The sequence below is a fragment of the Terrabacter sp. Soil811 genome (genome assembly GCF_001429655.1).
Classification (GTDB): domain Bacteria; phylum Actinomycetota; class Actinomycetes; order Actinomycetales; family Dermatophilaceae; genus Terrabacter.
Genome location: NZ_LMSX01000001.1, coordinates 800,124 through 817,775, shown reverse-complemented (window position 1 = coordinate 817,775; position 17,652 = coordinate 800,124). Strand labels below are relative to the sequence as shown.

Annotated in this window: 19 protein-coding genes; 13 read left to right on the top strand and 6 right to left on the bottom strand. The window is 71.6% G+C overall.

Features of this window, described 5'->3' with window-relative positions; genetic code table 11:
- Positions 1–9: 9 nt before the first annotated feature.
- Complete coding sequence (modA, locus tag ASH01_RS03790; protein ID WP_056771488.1) at positions 10–885, bottom strand: molybdate ABC transporter substrate-binding protein; 876 nt, start codon at positions 883–885, stop codon at positions 10–12.
- Positions 882–1,277, bottom strand: coding sequence for a TOBE domain-containing protein (locus tag ASH01_RS03785; protein ID WP_020143406.1), 396 nt, complete (start codon positions 1,275–1,277; stop codon positions 882–884). Before ASH01_RS03785 ends, modA begins: the two co-directional genes overlap by 4 nt.
- A 173-nt stretch (positions 1,278–1,450) precedes the next feature.
- Between ASH01_RS03785 and ASH01_RS03780 the strand changes: the two genes are divergently transcribed.
- The 5 genes from ASH01_RS03780 to gabT all read left to right on the top strand — a co-directional run bounded on the left by ASH01_RS03780 (position 1,451) and on the right by gabT (position 4,958).
- On the top strand, positions 1,451–1,840 hold the full coding sequence (locus ASH01_RS03780; RefSeq protein ID WP_056771483.1) for an ArsR/SmtB family transcription factor: 390 nt from the start codon (positions 1,451–1,453) through the stop codon (positions 1,838–1,840).
- Positions 1,837–2,349: an SRPBCC family protein gene (locus ASH01_RS03775; RefSeq protein WP_056771482.1), complete on the top strand. Its 513-nt coding sequence runs from the start codon at positions 1,837–1,839 to the stop codon at positions 2,347–2,349. Before ASH01_RS03780 ends, ASH01_RS03775 begins: the two co-directional genes overlap by 4 nt.
- A 5-nt stretch (positions 2,350–2,354) precedes the next feature.
- Positions 2,355–2,795: a VOC family protein gene (locus tag ASH01_RS03770; RefSeq protein WP_056771479.1), complete on the top strand. Its 441-nt coding sequence runs from the start codon at positions 2,355–2,357 to the stop codon at positions 2,793–2,795.
- 100 nt (positions 2,796–2,895) lie between these two features.
- Complete coding sequence (locus ASH01_RS03765) at positions 2,896–3,477, top strand: dihydrofolate reductase family protein (RefSeq protein ID WP_056771476.1); 582 nt, start codon at positions 2,896–2,898, stop codon at positions 3,475–3,477.
- Positions 3,478–3,620: 143 nt separating this feature from the next.
- Entirely contained in the window at positions 3,621–4,958 is a 1,338-nt protein-coding gene (gabT, locus tag ASH01_RS03760) for a 4-aminobutyrate--2-oxoglutarate transaminase (protein ID WP_056771473.1), read from the top strand.
- Positions 4,959–5,090: 132 nt separating this feature from the next.
- On the opposite strand, the gene ASH01_RS03755 is transcribed toward gabT, so the two are convergent.
- The 3 genes from ASH01_RS03755 to ASH01_RS03745 all read right to left on the bottom strand — a co-directional run bounded on the left by ASH01_RS03755 (position 5,091) and on the right by ASH01_RS03745 (position 9,258).
- Positions 5,091–7,466, bottom strand: a complete 2,376-nt coding sequence (locus ASH01_RS03755; RefSeq protein WP_056771470.1) for an immune inhibitor A domain-containing protein — start codon at positions 7,464–7,466, stop codon at positions 5,091–5,093.
- Positions 7,467–7,765: 299 nt separating this feature from the next.
- Positions 7,766–8,584 carry an SGNH/GDSL hydrolase family protein gene (locus ASH01_RS03750; RefSeq protein WP_056771467.1) on the bottom strand — a complete coding sequence of 273 codons (819 nt, stop codon included), beginning with the start codon at positions 8,582–8,584 and terminating at the stop codon, positions 7,766–7,768.
- Complete coding sequence (locus ASH01_RS03745) at positions 8,581–9,258, bottom strand: uracil-DNA glycosylase (protein WP_056771465.1); 678 nt, start codon at positions 9,256–9,258, stop codon at positions 8,581–8,583. The genes ASH01_RS03750 and ASH01_RS03745 overlap by 4 nt, the downstream gene beginning before the upstream one ends.
- A gap of 44 nt (positions 9,259–9,302) precedes the next feature.
- On the opposite strand from ASH01_RS03745, the gene ASH01_RS03740 reads away from it, so the two are divergent.
- The 7 genes from ASH01_RS03740 (at position 9,303) to ASH01_RS03710 (ending at position 15,977) form a co-directional block, all read left to right on the top strand.
- Complete coding sequence (locus tag ASH01_RS03740; protein WP_056771462.1) at positions 9,303–10,481, top strand: N-acetylglucosamine-6-phosphate deacetylase; 1,179 nt, start codon at positions 9,303–9,305, stop codon at positions 10,479–10,481.
- Positions 10,482–10,490: 9 nt separating this feature from the next.
- Positions 10,491–11,138, top strand: coding sequence for an HAD family hydrolase (locus ASH01_RS03735; protein WP_056771459.1), 648 nt, complete (start codon positions 10,491–10,493; stop codon positions 11,136–11,138).
- A 71-nt stretch (positions 11,139–11,209) separates the two neighbouring features.
- Positions 11,210–12,571 carry a pyridoxal phosphate-dependent decarboxylase family protein gene (locus tag ASH01_RS03730; protein WP_056771455.1) on the top strand — a complete coding sequence of 454 codons (1,362 nt, stop codon included), beginning with the start codon at positions 11,210–11,212 and terminating at the stop codon, positions 12,569–12,571.
- 273 nt (positions 12,572–12,844) lie between these two features.
- Positions 12,845–13,144: a DUF3263 domain-containing protein gene (locus ASH01_RS03725; protein ID WP_056771452.1), complete on the top strand. Its 300-nt coding sequence runs from the start codon at positions 12,845–12,847 to the stop codon at positions 13,142–13,144.
- A gap of 95 nt (positions 13,145–13,239) precedes the next feature.
- Positions 13,240–13,704 (top strand): GNAT family N-acetyltransferase, encoded by a 465-nt coding sequence (locus ASH01_RS03720; RefSeq protein WP_020143393.1) that lies wholly within the window; start codon positions 13,240–13,242, stop codon positions 13,702–13,704.
- Entirely contained in the window at positions 13,701–14,771 is a 1,071-nt protein-coding gene (locus ASH01_RS03715; protein ID WP_056771449.1) for a P1 family peptidase, read from the top strand. Before ASH01_RS03720 ends, ASH01_RS03715 begins: the two co-directional genes overlap by 4 nt.
- A gap of 186 nt (positions 14,772–14,957) precedes the next feature.
- Positions 14,958–15,977: a type IV toxin-antitoxin system AbiEi family antitoxin domain-containing protein gene (locus tag ASH01_RS03710; protein WP_056771447.1), complete on the top strand. Its 1,020-nt coding sequence runs from the start codon at positions 14,958–14,960 to the stop codon at positions 15,975–15,977.
- 114 nt (positions 15,978–16,091) lie between these two features.
- On the opposite strand, the gene ASH01_RS03705 is transcribed toward ASH01_RS03710, so the two are convergent.
- A complete protein-coding gene (locus ASH01_RS03705) occupies positions 16,092–16,985 on the bottom strand; it encodes an MBL fold metallo-hydrolase (protein ID WP_235509515.1) in 894 nt (297 codons plus the stop codon).
- A gap of 104 nt (positions 16,986–17,089) precedes the next feature.
- Here ASH01_RS03705 and ASH01_RS03700 point away from each other — a divergent pair, with 104 nt between their 5' ends.
- Positions 17,090–17,638, top strand: coding sequence for a hypothetical protein (locus tag ASH01_RS03700; RefSeq protein ID WP_056771443.1), 549 nt, complete (start codon positions 17,090–17,092; stop codon positions 17,636–17,638).
- The last annotated feature ends 14 nt before the right edge of the window (positions 17,639–17,652 follow it).

Here is a 17,652-nt window from a genome sequence, read left to right as displayed (position 1 = left end):
GGGCGCCGCTCAGGGCGCGCCGAAGCCGAACGACTGCACGGTGGCCAGGCCCTCGGCGCTCAGCAGGTAGGCGACGAAGGCCTGGGTCGCCGTGTCGTCGGAGAGCGTGATGACGGGGTAGGAGAGGCTCGTGTTGAACTGCGCGGGGATCTCGACGCCCGTGACGGCGTCCTTCGCCGCGACGACGTCGGAGTGGTAGACCACGGCAGCGTCGGCCTCGGCGAGCTTGACCTTGGAGAGGGTCGCCTTGACGTCGACCTCCTTGCTCACGACGTTGGGCACGATCCGGGCCTTGGCGAAGGTGGCCTGCGCGGCCTTGCCGCACGGCACGGTGTCGGCGCAGAGGACGACCTTGACGCTCGGCTTCGCGAGGTCGTTGATCGAGGCGACGGCGCCGGGGTTGCTCGGGGGGACGGCGATCTCGAGGACGTTGGTCGCAAAGGTCTTCGTGTCCTTGACCATGCCCTGGTCGAGCGGCTTGGCCGCGGCCGTGCCGGCGAGGGCGATGACCGACGCGGGCGCACCGTTGTCGACCTGCTGCACGAGGGTCGCGCTGGAGCCGTAGGAGGTCTCGACGGTGACCCCCGGGTGGGCCGCCTCGAAGTCCTTCTTCAGCTGGTCGAACGACTCGGTCAGCGACGCAGCGGCGAGGACCGTCACGGTGCCCTGGAGGGAGGCCGCCGAGGCACCGGACTTCCCCGGTTGCCCGGTGCCGTCGGCGGACGGGGTGGAGCTGCCGCAGCCGGCGAGGAGCAGGGCGGTGGCAGCGGCGAGGGCGGCGACGGTGGGCGCGAGGGTGTGGCGGGGGCTTCGGGTGGCTCGCGGGGTTCGGGGGGTTCGGGGGGTTCGGGGGGTTCGGGGGGTTCGGGGGAGCGGCGTGCTCATGCGGGGACCTCCACGACGACGTGGGTCGACTTGACGCTGGCGACGGCGACGGAACCGACCTCGAGCGCGAGGTCGTCGACGGACTCGCTCGAGAGCAGCGAGACGATGCGGAACGGCCCGCACTGGAGCTCGACCTTGGCCATGACGGTGTCCTTCGTGATGGCGGTGACGATGCCGCGCATCCGGTTGCGGGCGGACGCACCCCCGATGGTGCCGACCGCAGCCGGATGCGCGAGCTCCTGGGCCACGGCTGCGAGCTGGGCGCCGTCCACGGTCCGGCGGCCGGCGTCGTCGGTGGACCCGTCGAGGCGGCCGGAGTCGACCATGCGACGCACTGTGTCGTCGGAGACGCCGAGGAGGGAGGCGGCCTCGGTGATACGCAGATGCGGCATGACCGTGACCCTACACCCGCACCTGCGGACATGGAGTGCTTGCGTATGCCGCGTGCGCGACTCGACGGCGACCGCTCGGTGGGTGGGTCGCGAGGCTCGTCGGAAAGGGGGTTGACGGGGGGACGTTCGTGAGTTTTAATCAATGCATTAGTTGATCAAGGAGTTAGTTGACCATGATTCTCTCGCCCGTCTCGGATGCGGACCTCGACCGCGCCTTCGCGGCCCTGGCCGATCCCGTCCGGCGCGCCATCATCGCCCGCCTCAGCCGGGGCGCGGCGACCGTCAACGAGCTCGCCGAACCGTTCGAGATCAGCAAGCAGGCCGTCAGCAAGCACATCCAGGTGCTCGAGCTGGCCGGCCTGGTGAGCCGGACCCGCGACGCCCAGCGCCGCCCGGTCCACCTCGAGGCCGCTCGCCTCGAGGCGATGACGGCCTGGATCGACCGCTACCGGCTCGCCGCCGAGCAGCGGTTCCGGTCGCTCGACGCCGTGCTCGAGCGCAGCACCCCACCCGCAGCACCTGCGGCAACCACGCAGAACACCGACAAGGAGCAGCAGTCATGACCAACTCACTCACCCTCGACATCCCCGCCGGCGTGCCGTGGATCGACTTCACCCGCGAGTTCGACGCCCCCGTCGAGGCCGTGTTCAACGCCCACCGCGACCCCGAGCTCGTCCGCCAGTGGCTCGGCCCGCGGGGCTACGAGATGCAGATCGAGCGCTGGGACTTCACGTCCGGCGGCGGCTACCGCTACACCCACCGCGACGGCGACAACGTCTACGGCTTCCACGGCACGTTCCACACGGTCCGCGACAACGACTTCGCCGTCCAGACCTTCGAGTTCGAGGGCGCGCCCGACGAGGTCGCCATCGAGTTCATGCACTTCGTCGACCTGGGCGACGGTCGCTGCCGGCTCGAGGGCCGCAGCATCGGCCGCACGGTCGAGGGTCGCGACATGATGGTCGAGAGCGGCATGGAGCAGGGCATGGCCCAGGGCTACGAGCGGCTCGAGGAGCTCGTCGCCGCGTCGGCCTCTGCATCCGCATCCGCGTCCGCCTCGGCCCAGGGCTGAGCGCCGTGGACTGGACGCTCGAGGTCGTCATCGTGCCGGTCAGCGACCTCGGGGCCGCGATCGCCTTCTACCGCGACCAGGTCGGGTTCGCCCTCGACCACGACACGAGGAACGAGCACATGCACGTCGCGCAGCTCACGCCGCGCGGGTCGGGGTGTTCGATCGTCATCGGCGACCTGCCCTCGCAGAAGGCCATGGCGCCGGGGTCGCTGCACGGCATCCAGCTCGTCGTGTCCGACGCCGCCGCGGCGCACGCGGAGCTCGTCGGCCGGGGCGTCGAGTGCTCCGAGGTCCAGGTCATCGACCCGCGCGACGGGGGTACGTTCTTCGGCTTCTCCGACCCGGACGGCAACTCGTGGGCCGTCCAGGAGCTCAAGGTCCGGGCCGAGAAGCCGCTCATCCCGCACGAGGCCCGCGGCCGTTTCGGCGAGGGCGTCGAGCTCTGACCGCCGGCCGGCGGCACGACGACAGGGTGTGCCGCCGGTCAGCGCAGGACACGTCACGACACGACACGACACGACACAGACCCGTCACCGAGGAGGAGCCATGAGCAGGACCGTCTTCGACATCAGCCTGTCCCTCGACGGGTTCGTCACCGCCGCACCGCAGACCGCCGAGGAGCCGCTCGGACCGGGCGGCGAGCAGCTGCACGGCTGGCTCGTCGACCGGGACTACCTCGAGCGTGCCGTCACCGACCTCGGCGCCGTGGTCGCGGGCCGCACCACCTATGACCATTCGATTGCGGGCTGGGGCGCCGACGGCCCGTCGGGCGATGCCCGGCGCCCGGTGTTCGTCGTCACCCACGAGGCGCCGGCGCCCAGCTCGGTGCCCGAGGGCGGCGTCTACACGTTCGTCACGGGCGGGATCGAGTCCGCCCTGGACCAGGCCCGCGCAGCGGCCGGTGGTCGCACCGTGACCGTCATGGGCGGGGCGGACCTCGGCCGCCAGTGTCTCGCGGCCGGACTCGTCGACGAGGTCTCGTTGCACGTCGCCCCGGTGCTCTTCGGCCGTGGCACGCCGATGTTCGCCGGTCTCGACGTCGGCCACGTCGACCTCGAGCTGCTCGAGGCGGTGGGCACCCCGGAGACCGTCCACCTGCGGTACCGGGTCGTCCGTCCCGTCCACTGACGCCGAACGACGCGTTCGGTCGTGAACTCAGCGTTCTGCCGCTGAGTTCGTGACCGAACGCGGCGTTCGAGTACGGAATGAGCAGGTGCGCGCGCGCCGACCCGGGTTCCGCTCTGAGGCGTCCGGGCGGCATACTGACGGGCATGAGCAACGTCCCCCAGCAGCGGCTCCTGCAGACCGCGATCCCCGGCCCCAGGTCGGCCGCGCTCCAGGCCCGCAAGACGGCGGCCGTGTCCGCCGGAGTCTCCACCGGTCTGCCGGTCTACGTCGAGCGCGCCGGCGGCGGCATCCTCGTCGACGTCGACGGCAACCAGCTCATCGACTTCGGCTCCGGCATCGCCGTGACGACCGTCGGCAACGCCGCGCCGCGCGTCGTCGACCGCGTCACCGCGCAGGTGCAGGACTTCACCCACACGTGCTTCATGGTGACCCCCTACGAGGAATACCTCGAGGTCGCCGAGGCCCTCAACGACCTGACGCCCGGCGATCACGACAAGCGCACCGCGCTCTTCAACTCGGGCGCCGAGGCCGTCGAGAACGCCGTCAAGGTCGCCCGCCACTTCACCGGCCGCAACGCCGTCGTCGCGTTCGACCACGCCTACCACGGGCGCACCAACCTCACGATGGCACTGACGGCCAAGAACATGCCCTACAAGCACAGGTTCGGACCCTTTGCCGGCGAGGTCTACCGCGCGCCGATGAGCTACCCCTACCGCTGGCCCGGTGGCGCGGCCGACTGCGCCAAGGAGAGCTTCGACGCGTTCGTCACGCAGGTGCACGCGCAGGTGGGGGAGGACAACCTCGCCGCCGTCATCCTCGAGCCGATCCAGGGCGAGGGCGGATTCATCGTCCCCGCACCGGGATTCGTCAAGCAGGTCGCCGACTGGTGTGCCGACAACGGCATCCTCTTCATCGCCGACGAGGTGCAGACCGGCTTCTGCCGCACCGGTGACTGGTTCGCGAGCGAGTACGAGGGCGTCGTGCCCGACCTCATCACGACCGCCAAGGGCATGGCCGGCGGGCTCCCGCTCGCCGGCGTCACCGGCCGTGCCGACGTCATGGACTCCATCCACGGCGGCGGCCTCGGCGGCACCTACGGCGGCAACCCCGTCGCCTGTGCCTCTGCCCTCGGCGCCATCGAGACGATGAAGGAGGAGGACCTCTGCGGCCGCGCCAAGCAGGTCGAGGCCCTCTTCGTCCCGCGCCTGCAGGCCCTCGCCGAGAGGTACCCCCAGATCGGCGACATCCGCGGCCGCGGGGCCATGCTCGCCGTCGAGCTCGTCAACGGCGCCGGCGACCTCACGCCCAACGCCGCTCTGACCGGAGCCGTCAACCAGGCCTGCCACGCCGAGGGCCTCGTGACTCTGACGTGCGGCACCTACGGCAACGTCTTCCGCTTCCTCCCGCCGCTCGCCGCGGGCGACGAGCTGCTCTCCGAGGGTCTCGACATCTTCGAGAAGGCGTTCGCAGCCTCCGTCTGATCCTGCGCCGAGGGCGTATGCCGTCCGGTTGCCGTCCAGCGCAACCGAGCCGAGCGGCATACGCCTCCTGAAGCTATGAGGCCCGCCCCCCACAAAGGGGGCGGGCCTCACTGTCTCACAGGGGGATCCGCGTCAGCGGAGCCACACCTTGACCGTCATCGAGGTGCCGTCAACCTTCTGCACGCCAATGTTGACGCCGTTGTTCGGGACCTTGACGCCGGTGTAGGGCGTCTGCGAGTACCAGAACTGCTTGCCGTCGTTGAACACCGGGGCCGGGGAAGCGCCGGCGACCGTGAAGGGCACGCCGTTCTTGTGGAACGTGAACGTGTCCGACTTGGACAGCGAGAACGGCGCGTCGTACCCGGCGATACGAGCCCGCAACAACGTGCCGTCGGAGAGCTGGCGCGGCGCCGCGTTGGCGTCGACCGGCAGGATCTCGCCCTCACCGGGGTGTGCGCCGGTGTTGTTGTCGGCCTGAGAGAGGTCCCAGTAGCTGACGAGCAGTCCGTCCTGGTACGGGAAGTGCTCGACCTTGTCGCCGTTCGTGTTGAGCCAGCCGAAGTTGTACGGGCCGCTCTGGAGGTACTTGTCGAACGACAGGTAGTTCCGGTTCGAGGCGATGTAGTAGTTGCTGAACTGGCTCGAGGTCTCCCCACCCACGGCCGAGAAGCCGGCGAGGGTCCACCCCTCGGTGCCGTTCTCGGCGCCTGAGTCGACGATCGTGGCGCCGCCCGAGACGACCCTGACTGCGTCGACGAAGAAGCCGCGCTCGGTGTAGGCCGCGTCAGTGGCGTAACGGAAGCGCAGGCTCACCGTCTTGCCCGCCCAGGCGCTCAGGTCGAACGTTGCCGGGATCCACTTGTCATCGGTCGTGCCGGTGATGCCGTTGTTCTCGTCACCGGTGATGTTGCCCTTGACCGTCGTCCAGCCGGAGCCGTCGTTGACCTCGACGTAGGCGAAGTCGCACGTGCAGTCCTCGATGAAGTAGTTCGTCTGGAACGTCAGCGTCGAGGTGCCCGCAGCGAGCGTCACGTCACGTGTCATCGTGGCGTTCGTCGCGTCCACGCGTCCGCCGTACCACGTCTTGCTGCCCTCGACGGGGGCGGCGAGCTTCGTGACGACCGTCTTCTTCGGCAGACCCACGATGACGGCCTGCTTCTTGGCCGAGTTGTACTCGTGCGGGCCGAGGTCGACCGAGGTGCCGGTGGCCGTCACCGACGGAATGTACTTGTAGTCGAGCCAGCCGAGCTGCAGCTTCTCCCACGCGCCGAAGTCTGAGCCGCGCGAGCCGATCGACTGGTCGTTCGGACCGGCCTGGCGACTCTGGCTCATCATCGACCACCAGTTGACGCCGTTGTCGGCGCCGGTGGCGGTGTCGTAGAGGTCGGGCAGGCCGAGGTCGTGGCCGTACTCGTGCGTGAAGACGGACATGCCGCCGTTCTCGGGCTGGATCGTGTAGTCGCCGACCCAGAGGCCGGTGTTGCCGATCTGCGTGCCACCGTTGAGGTTGCCGGCCGGACCGGTCGTGCCCGCCCCGGTGTAGTAGGCGAACCAGCGGTGCGACCAGATGGCGTCCTCGCCCTGGATCGGGTCACCGTCGGCCTGGTCGCCGCCCGCGTGCACGATCTGGAAGTGGTCGATGTAGCCGTCGGGCTCGTTGAAGTTGCCGTCACCGTCTGCGTCGTAGCGGTCCCACTGGTCGTAGGTCGCCAGGGTCGACTTGATCTGGGCGTCCGTCTGGCCCTGGGCCTTCTGGTCGGCGACCCACTGGTTGACGGCGTCACGAACGAGGGCCCACGTGTTGGTGCACACGTGCGAACCGCAGGAGTCGCGACCGTAGCGAGCCTCGTTGTAGGGCACCTTGACCCAGTCGGAGACCTGTCCGTCGATGCTGTAACGGCCCGAGCTCTGGCGCTCGTACCACTGCTTGACGGTCTCCTGGGCACCGCCGGCGCCGATGGTGCCGCCGTTTCCGAAGTAGAGGTTCTGGAAGTAGTCGCGGCTGGAGTTCGCGTTCCAGTTCGTCGAGTTGTCGAGCGTGCGGTCGGGCTGCGGGATCGCGTTGTGCAGCGGGCCGTCCCACGTCGTCGGACCAGGCGTCGCCGGGTCGGAGTCGACGTCCGGGTAGGCGGGACTGCGCTGGTTTCCGAACTCGGCGAGGACGACGAAGATCTTGTCGGTGCCCTCACGGCCGACCTCGACGTACTCGTCGGTCGTGCCGCCCCCGGGCTTCTTCGCGCCGGAGATCTTGGCGACCGTGCTCGCGCCCTTCTTGACGGTCGTGGCCTTGCCGTCGAGCACCTCGGTGACGGCCCGCTTCTTGAGGGCTCGCGCCTTCTCCTGCTGGGGGCTCGAGAGCTCGTCGGACTGCGCGGGTGCGGCGGTGTCGCCCGCCTGCACGGTGTTCGGGCTGGTGGTGGGAACGGCGCCGACCATCGGCACTCCGACGGTCACCCCCATACCCGCTGCCAGGGCGAGGCTGAGCAGCCCCACTGACGTCCTACGCACGGATCCTCCTCGTTCGACGGCTCGTTGGCCGTCGGTGCGCATGACGTGCGGCCCCGGTCGGGAGCCGCACGTTGTGTGATGGATGGAGAGCCGGCACCCCCGCACGCGACCCGAGGGAGACCTAATCACTTCCGACCTACCTCGCACTAGAGGTCAAAGCGGAAAAGTTCAGGAGATTCTCAGGGCGTTCTGGACATGTTCCGAAGAACCCGCGGTAACGCGTCGCCTCCGGTGCAGGACGTGGCTGCAGCCGTCTGGGAGATGGCTGGGAGCCTGCTGGACGTGGCAGGGGTTGGACGTCAGTCGAACGGGGTCACGTCGGGGCGCTTGGCCTGGCGGTGGTCGCCCGAGCTGCGGCCGGTGAGGCGGCGGTGCACCCACGGGCCGACGTACTCCTTGGCCCACTGCGCGTTGGCCTGCAGCGCCTCGCGGCGGCCGATCGGGGGAGCGGGCTCGAGCGGTGTGGCCCAGTCGGTCTCGGCCGGGGTGTGGCCGAGGGCCTCGAGAGCCGCGAGGGCGACGCGGCGGTGGCCCTCGGTCGTCATGTGGATGCGGTCCTCGCTCCACATCCGCCAGTCGCGCAGCGCGTGCAGGCCCCACTGGTCGATGACGTGGGCGCCGTTGCGCCGCGCGATGCTCCAGATGTTGGCGGTGTGGATCGCGGCCCGGCCGCGGGTGGCCTTGACGAGTGGGGCGTCCGCGGGGTCGACGGGGGTCGCCATGAGCACGTCGGCGCCGGTCGCCCGGATCCGGGCCACGGCGGCCTCGAGCCGGGCGGCGAGGCCGTCGAGGTCGGCCTTGGGCCGGAGGATGTCGTTGCCGCCACCGACGATGCTGACGAGGTCGGGCTGCAGAGACAGGGCGTCCTCGAGCTGGGGCCCGACGACGTCGGCGAGCTTGCGGCCGCGCACGGCGAGGTTGGCGTAGCCGAAGTCGAGCCCGTCGGCACGGGCGATCTCCGAGAGGTGCGACGCGAGCCGGTCGGCCCAGCCGGCGAACTCGCCGTCGTGGCCGAACGTCGGGTCGTCGTCGCACATGCCTTCGGTGAAGGAGTCGCCGATGGCGACGAAACGGGTCCAGACCGTCGGCCCGGAGACCTCGGGGGTGGGCTGGGTCATGTCAGCCTCCAGTCGATGGGAGCCGCGCCCTGCTGGGCGAGGAGGTCGTTGGTGCGGCTGAAGGGCCGCGAGCCGAAGAAGCCGGAGCGGGCGGAGAGCGGCGACGGGTGGGCCGACTCGATGCGCGGCACGTCGCCGAGCATCGGCGCGAGGGACTGCGCCTGCCGTCCCCAGAGGATGGCGACGAGCGGCCCGCCGCGCGACGCGAGAGCCGAGATCGCCTGTGCCGTCACGGTTTCCCAGCCCTTGCCCTGGTGGCTGGCGCTCGCCCCGGGGCGGACCGTCAGGACCCGGTTGAGCAGCATGACGCCGCGCTCGAACCACGGCGTCAGGTCGCCGTCGCCCGGCGTCGGCAGGCCGAGGTCGGTGCCGAGCTCCTGGTAGATGTTCTGCAGCGACCGGGGGACCGGTCGCACGTCCGGCGCGACGCTGAAGCTGAGACCCACCGGGTGGCCCGGGGTCGGGTATGGGTCCTGGCCGACGACGAGCACGCGCACGTCGGGCAGCGGCAGCGAGAAGGCCCGCAGCACGCGGTCGCCGGCAGGCAGGTAGCCGCGGCCGGCCGCGACCTCGGCGCGCAGGAACGCGCCCATCGCGGTGATGGTGTCGGCCACCGGCTCGAGCGCCGGGACCCACGTCGGGTGGACGAGGTCGCTGAGGGGCTGGGCTGGCACGGCCTCACGCTACCCCCGCCGGGTGTGCGACAGAATCGACCCCGATGAACCTCACACTGCGCGGACCCGCCCTCGTCGACGACACCGTGCTGCCCGACGTCCTCGTCCACGTCGAGGGCGAGCGCATCACGGCGGTCACCCCCGTCACCGCAGGCGACGGACCCCCACCGGGCGACGGCGCGACCGAGCGGGTGAGCGGGACGATGGTGCCGGCATACGTCGACATCCACTGCCACGGCGGCGGCGGGACGGCGTTCACCGACCTGCGCGACGACGCCGCGGCCGCGGCGGCCGAGCACCACCACGCGCACGGCTCGACGAGCCTGCTCGCGAGCCTCGTCACGATGAGCCCGCGCGACCTCGAGCGGGGCGTCGCGATGCTCGCCGAGCTCGCCGACGACGGGGTCGTCGACGGCATCCACCTCGAGGGTCCGTGGCTGGCCGAAGCCCGCTGCGGCGCGCACGACCCGGCGCTGCTCCGCGACCCGTCGCTCGCCGAGGTGGAGCGGCTCATCGAGCTCGGCCGCGGTCACCTCCGCCAGGTGACGCTCGCCCCGGAACGCGCCCACGGCCTCGACCTCGTCCGCTGGCTCACGACGGCCGGCATCCACGCTGCGATCGGCCACACGACGGCCACGTACGCGCAGGTCGAGCAGGCCGTCGCGGCCGGCGCCGACCTCGCCACACACCTCTTCAACGGCATGGACCCGTGGCACCACCGCAAGCCGGGCGCCGTTGCGGCACTGATGCGTTCGGCCGCGCGGGGCCACGTCACCGTCGAGCTCATCGGCGATGGCGCGCACCTCTCGGACGACACCGTGCGCACCGTCCTCGACCTGGTCGGCGCCGACCACGTCGCCTTCGTCTCCGACGCCATGGCCGCGGCGGGGGTGGGGGACGGCGCGTACGTCCTCGGTGGCCTCTCGGTCGTCGTCGACCGCGGCATCGCCCGCCTGGCGCGCGACCCCGACGGCACGAGCCCCGGCTCCATCGCGGGTGGCACGAGCCACGTCGCCGACATCGTCGCCCGCGCCGTCGCCTCCGGCGTCCCGATGGCGTATGCCGTCCGGCCCGCCACGCGCACGCCCGCCCGCGCGCTCGGGCTGGCCGACCGGGGCTCGATCGCGGTTGGGTCCCGGGCCGACGTGGTCGTCGTCGACGACGGCGCCCGCCCGACCCGGGTCATGAGACGAGGGCGGTGGCTGGAGCCGTCGCTGCCCTAGGCTCGGCCGGTGACTTCTCCCCGCTGGTCCACCGCCGTCTTCGACCTGGACGGCACGCTGGCCGACACGATCAACCTCATCGTCGAGTCCTACCAGCACGCGTTCCGCACGGTCCTCGGGCACGAGGAGGACCCGGACGTGATCCGCTCGTGGATCGGGCGCCCGCTCATCGGAGCCTTCCGCGACCACTCGCCCGAGCACGCCGACGAGCTCTACGCGACGTACCTCCAGTGGAACGCCGACAACACCGAGCGGCTCATCCGGGGCTACGACGGCGTCGTCGACGTCCTCGGTGACCTGCGCGCCGCCGGCATCCACGTCGGGGTCGCCACGTCGAAGCGACGCGAGTCGGCGCAGCAGGCCATGGACATCCTCGGCATCAGCGAGCACGTCGACGTCCTCGTCGCGATGGAGGACACCGAGCGGCACAAGCCCGACCCGACTCCGCTGCTGCTCGCGCTCGACCGGATGGGCCGGGGGTCCAATGACGCCGTCTACGTCGGAGACGCCGTCGTCGACGTCCTCGCCGGCAAGGCCGCGGGCATGGACACCGTGGCGGTGACGTGGGGTGCAGGCCTGCCCGACGCACTCCACGGCGTGCGGCCCACCGCCGTCGTCGCGTCCGCCGACGAGCTGCGCACCGCCCTCCTCGGCTGACCTCCCGCCCCACCCGTCACGCGGCCCCCGGGCGGTCAGTCGCACCCGGCCGCAGGGCCTAGCATCTGTGCGTGCACAGCTTCGACAAGGATGCCGACCACGTCGCCGTCGACAAGGTCCTCAGCTACGCCCGCGAGCGCCTGCTCATGGACCCGATCCCGCTCGACGGGGCGCAGCCGGAGGCCTACCTCCGGGCGGCCGCCGGCCAGACCATCACCGCCGGCGGCCTCGGCTCGACGCGGGCGATGGAGCTCTTCGAGCACACCCTCGCGCCGGCCTGCCTCTCGACCGACCACCCGCGCTACCTCTCCTTCATCCCGTGCGCCCCGACGCGGGAGGCCGCGGCCTTCGACGTCGTCGTCGGCGCCTCGTCGATCTACGGCGGGTCGTGGATGGAGGGCGCGGGCGCGGTCTACGCCGAGAACCAGGCGCTGCGCTGGATCAGCGACCTCGCGGGCCTGCCGGCCGAGGCGGGCGGCGTCTTCGTCCCGGGCGGCACGGTGGGCAACCTGTCGGCGCTCGTCGTGGCTCGGCACACCGCCCGGGCGAAGGCCAAGGAAGCGGGCACGGGCGCGCGTCCCTACCGGATCGCCGCCACGGACAACGCCCACTCGTCCGTCGTCTCGATGGCGGCCGTCATGGACGCCGAAGTCTGCGGCGTGCACGTCGACGACAAACTGCGCCTGACCGGATCCGAGCTGCGAAAGACCTTGGAGGAGAACGGTCCCGAGACGTTCTTCGCAGTCGTCGCGACGAGCGGCACCACGAACTTCGGCGTCGTCGACGACCTCGAGTCGGTCGCCGAGGTGTGCCGCGAGTACGGCCTGTGGCTGCACGTCGACGGGGCCTACGGTGGCGCCGGCCTCGCTGCACCGTCGGTGCGACACCTCTTCAACGGCATCGAGCACGCGGACTCCTTCATCGTCGACCCGCACAAGTGGCTCTTCGCGCCGTTCGACTGCTGCGCCCTCATCTACCGCGAGCCGGAGCTGGCGCGGGTCGCGCACACGCAGGAGGCGGGCTACCTCGACGTCATCACGAAGTCGGCCGAGTGGAACCCGACCGACTACTCCATCGGCCTGACGCGACGCGCGCGCGGCCTGCCGCTCTGGTACTCCCTCGCCGTGCACGGCACCGACGCCTACGTCGACGCCATCGAGAGCACCCTCGAGGTGACCCGCTTCGCCGCCGACGAGATCGGGCGCCGCGACTACCTCGAGGCGGTGCGCGAGCCCGACCTGTCGGTCGTCGTCTTCCGCCGCCGCGGCTGGGGCCCCGAGGACTACCAGGCGTGGACCGACCGGCTCCTCGCCCAGGAGTTCGCCTTCGTCGTGCCGACGACCTTCCGCGGGGAGACGCTGACGCGCTTCGCCATCGTCAACCCGCACACCACCAAGGAGGACGTCAACGCCATCCTCGATACGATGGCCTGACCCAGATGGGCCGTCGGATCGACGAGGACGGCCACCCGGCACCGACGCCAGGACGACACCGGACGACACAGGACGACACCGGACGACGCGATGGGGCGTCACGGGTGGGGCGCACGAGGCTCGTGGGACGCATGTTCCGGGCGGTGCGACGGCCCCGCCGACGACATGCCGCGCCACGCCTGAGCTGAATGACACCCTTGTCATTTCGGTCTAGGGTGTGACCGGAGCCAACGCACGACGCGACACGCAGCACGACTGCAGCGAGACGGGGACATGAGCACAGAACACGCCACGGCGCAGCCGCAGCGCCACGAGTCCGAGGACGGCCTCAGCGCGCGCGACCTCGAGATCCTGGCGTTCGAGCGCCAGTGGTGGAAGTACGCCGGCTCCAAGGAGCAGGCCATCAAGGAGCTCTTCGACATGAGCTCCACGCGCTACTACCAGGTGCTCAACGCGCTCCTCGACAGCCCGGAGGCCCTCGAGGCCGACCCGATGCTCATCAAGCGCCTGCGCCGGATGCGCGCGAGCCGCCAGCGGGCGCGCACGAGCCGCCGCCTCGGCATCAACGTCTGACCGCTCTCGCCTGACGCGTCCCACCGGCTGGGCATCGCACCCCGGCCGAGCCGTGGTTGCGAGCCCTCGCGGCACGCGCGTGGTTCACTTCCCTCATGGCCGAGGTGACGATCCGCCGCGCGTCGGCCGACGACGCCCTCATCGTCGCCGCGCTGCACCTCCAGTTCGCCCGCGAGCTGGGTATGCCGTCCGAGACCGGCTACCTCGACCGTTTCGTCGACGCGTGGCTGGCCGAGCGGCCCGACCGGCCGACGTGGATCGCCGAGAGCCGGGGCGACCATGCCGGCATCCTCGAGACCCGGCGCATCCGCGCACTGCCGTGGCCCGGGCGCAAGGACGTCTCGTGGCTGCACGTCGGCGGCCTCTTCGTCGCGCCTGGCTGTCGTGACCGCGGCGTCGGGCGGGCGCTGACCGAGGCGATGATCGAGTGGTCGCGCACGACCGACGTCAAGTGGATCCGGCTCAACGCTCCCGACGACCGGGCCCAGGAGTTCTACGAGCGGCTCGGCTTCAGCTCGCCGGGGCGCCTCATGGAGTTCGACCTCAGGGACCCGCAGTGAGCGATGCCCCCTTCGTCGTGGCCCCGGGCCCGACGAACTCGCTCGTCGACGTCGCGGGCCTCCGGGTCGGCCACTGCACCCGTGACGAGCCGGGCTGGCTCACCGGCGTGACCGTGGTGCTCGCCCCCGGCGGCGGCGCCGTCGCCGGCGTCGACGTGCGCGGCGGCGGGCCGGGCACGCGAGAGACCGACCTGCTGGCCCCGCGCAACCTCGTCGACCGCGTCGATGCGATCGTCCTCGGCGGCGGGTCCGCGCTCGGCCTCGCCGCCGCCGACGGAGTCGTGGACGCCCTGCTGGACGACGGGATCGGCTGGCCCATGGGCGACCGGGGACACGTCGTGCCGATCGTGCCGTCCGCGATCCTCTTCGACCTGGGACGCGCTGGCACGTGGGGCCACCGTCCGCGCGCGGAGGACGGGAGGGCGGCATACGCCAGTGCGACGTCCTCGGCCGTCGCCCAGGGCTGCGTCGGTGCGGGCACCGGCGCCAAGGTCGGGGGCTTCAAGGGCGGGATCGGCTCCGCGAGCGTCGTGCTCGAGTCGGGCACGATCGTTGCCGCGCTCGTCGCCGTCAACGCCGTCGGCTCGGCGGTCGACCCGGCCACCGGGGTGCCGTATGCCGTGGGGCTCGGTCTCGGCGACGAGCTGGCCCACGTGGGTCGGCCGAGTGCCGCCGAGCTCGAGGCTGCGCAGGCCCGGGCCGAGGCCCTGCCCGCGAACGCCGGCAGGCCGGGACTGGCCACGACCATCGGGGTCATCGCGACGGACGCCACCCTGTCCAAGGCCCAGTGCCAGAAGATGTCCGGCATCGGGCATGACGGCTACGCGCGGGCGCTCAAGCCGGTGCACACGCTCTTCGACGGCGACACCCTCTTCACGCTCGCGACGGGCGAGCGTCCGGCGCCGGACCCGGTCGAGCAGACCGTGCTCATGGAGGCCGGTGCGGACTGCGTCGCCCGGGCGATCGTGCACGCGCTGCTCGCGGCGACGTCGGTCGACCGGACGGCCGACGGCGGCATCGCGCTGCGCTCCTGGTCCGACGCCTTCCCCTCCGCACTCTCCGGCTGAGGTCCGCGACCGGCGCCCCTTTACTGCCTGCAGCTGCGCAGGTCGTGGAGTTCTTCCGGCACCTGGTGCCGGAAGAACTCCACGACGTGTCCGTCGGTGTCCACATCCCCCGCGAAACGCCGGGGGTTGCCCACAGCTGCGGCCCTCTACCTCGTGGGTGGCCGGAGCCGCAGCGACCCTCGAGGAATGGACCTGGCGAGTGCACGCGACGTGCTTCACGCGCAGGACGGCGTGATCTCGAGGACGCAGGCCCTCGAGTGCGGCCTCGACGACAGCGACCTGGAACGGCTGTTGCGCCGACGGGAGCTGGCGCGGATCCATCCCGGTGTCTACGTCGACCACGCCGGGCAGCCGACCAGGACGCAGCGAGCCTGGGCCGGCGTGCTCTTCCACTGGCCGGCTGCGCTCGCCGGGGACTCCGCGCTTCGAGCGCACGGCCTCAGGTCGGCTGCGGTCGAGGTCGTGGCAGCGTCCTGGCTCGACCGCGAGATGACTCGCGGGCGGGTCGCCCTGGAACCCGTCCAGGTGGTGGTCGACGCAAGCCGGCGGGTCGCTCCACCTGCCGGGGTGGTCGTGACCCGTCGACATGACTTCGAGCGCCGGGTGCAGCTCCATCTCTCGCCGCCGCGCCTGCGGCTGGACGAGGCTCTGCTCGACGTCGCCTCCGCCTGTGCTGACGAGGCCACGGCCGTCGCCGTCCTGGCCGACGCCTGCCAGCAGCGGGTGACGACAGCGGCCCGACTGCACGACGCGCTGTCGGCGCGAGGTCGATTGCCTCGTCGGCGCCTGCTCCTTCCGATCCTCGACGACGTGGCCGCGGGCACGATGTCGGTGTTCGAACGGCGTTACCTGCATGACGTCGAGCGGTCGCACGGCCTGCCGGCCGCGAGGCGGCAGGTCAAGGTCGTCACGAGGCGGGGCGTGACGTACCGCGACGTGGAGTACTCCGACTTCGCCGTCGTCGTCGAGCTCGACGGGCGGTTCGTCCACACGGGACCGCGGCGCGAGTGGGCCGACCTCGAGCGTGATGTCGATGCCGTCGCCCGCGGCGAGTCCACGCTGCGACTCAGGTGGCCCCACGTCCTCGAGCCCTGCCGGGCGAGCGTGCTCGTCGGACGGCTACTCCGGTCCCGCGGCTGGGACGGAGAGCCCAGCTCATGCGGCCGCGACTGCCTTGCGGGCCCAGGTCAGCGGCGCCCGGCGTGAACTGCGTGTCGTGGGAGCGATTCGTGGAGTTCTTCCGGCACCACATGCCGGAAGAACTCCACGAACCGGCCACGGAAGGCTTCCGGCGCGGCGGGCGTCGGGGTGGGTGTCGCGTCAGGGGGTGGGTGGGGAGAGGTGGTCCCAGCCGCGGCGGATGGCGGAGTCCAGGTGGTCGAGGGGGTAGGGCAGGCGCGGGTCCGGCGCGTTCAACGCCTCCGTGAGCGACGCCGCGCCGAGCCGGCGCTCGCGGATCACGGCGGCGACGACAGCGATCTCGTCGCGCTGGCGGGCCACGAAGGCGCCGTCCACGGGGTGTCCGTGTCCCGGCACGACGACCGTGCGGTCCTCGGCCTGGACGAGGTGCGAGGTGAGGGTGTCGGCCCACTCGAGCGGCCAGCAGTCATCGCCGAACGACGGGTGGGCGCTCTCCTCGACGAGGTCGCCGAGGAACATCGCGTCGGTGTCGGGCACGAGCACGGCCACGTCTCCGTCGGTGTGGCCGCGGCCGGCATACGTCATCGTGACGACGCGGTCACCGAGGTCGATCGTCGCGTTCGAGCCGAAGGTGCGGTCGGGCCCGCGGACCACGGTCGCCATGACCTCGGCGGCGTCGCGCGCGGTGTAGCCGTACTCCGGGCCGTCTCCGGGGTCGGCCCGGAAGGCGGCCTTGATCCGCTCGGCATCGGCGTCGATGGTGCGCCCGACGTTGTCGTGGGCGTGGACGATGGCGGTCTCGAAGGCGGTGTTGCCGAAGGCGTGGTCGAAGTGGACGTGCGTGTTGACGACGTGGCGGACCTCGATGTCACGGCCGAGGCGTCGGATGTCGTCGAGGACCTGGCTGCCCTGGATGCCGCTCGCCCGCGTGTCGATGACGACGGCACCGTGACGACCGAGCACCAGGCCGACGTTGACGTCCCACTGCCGGTAGCGCGCGACGAAGACCCGGTCGGCGACCTCGACGAAGCCGGTCGTCGCCGCGGGACGGTCCCCGGACGGCGGCGCGCTCACCCCGCGTACCTCGGTGTGATCCACGTCTCCCCGAGCATGGGACCACCGTAGCGGCCGCCCTCTGAGGAGGCGTCTCCCGCCCGATTCCTCTACGTTTGTGGACCATGTCGACCGAGAACCACACCACCACTCCCGGCTCGAAGTCCCGACGCAAGGTCCTCATCGCCGCCGTCCTCGCGGCCGTCGCGCTGCTCTCGACCGGCGCCGTCGCCTACTGGTCGGGCGACAGCTGGAGCGACGAGGCGATGTCGTCCAGCGGCTTCCCCGGCCTGCCCGGCGGTGACTGGACGAGCACGACCTCCGACGACGGCTGGGGCTCGGCCGACACCTCCTCGGCGGCGACCGGCACGCCCACCGCCGCGACCGGGACCACCCGCCCCGGGACCACGCGCGCCCCGGCGACCGCCGTCGTCGAGCCGGCCTCCGACCCGACCTCGTCGGTGCCGACCACCTCGGCTCCCGCCCCGTCGTCGAGCCGGGCCACGACGCCGCCCGCGCCGTCCTCGACCGTGGCCCCGAGCCCGTCGTCGACGCCCACGAGGGGCAACCCGAACCCGAAGCCGAAGCCGACCTCGACGAAGAAGCCCACCCCGACGCCGACCCCCTCGCCGACGTCGAGCGACGGCGGCTGCTTCCTGCTCATCATCTGCTGACCTGCCCGACCGGG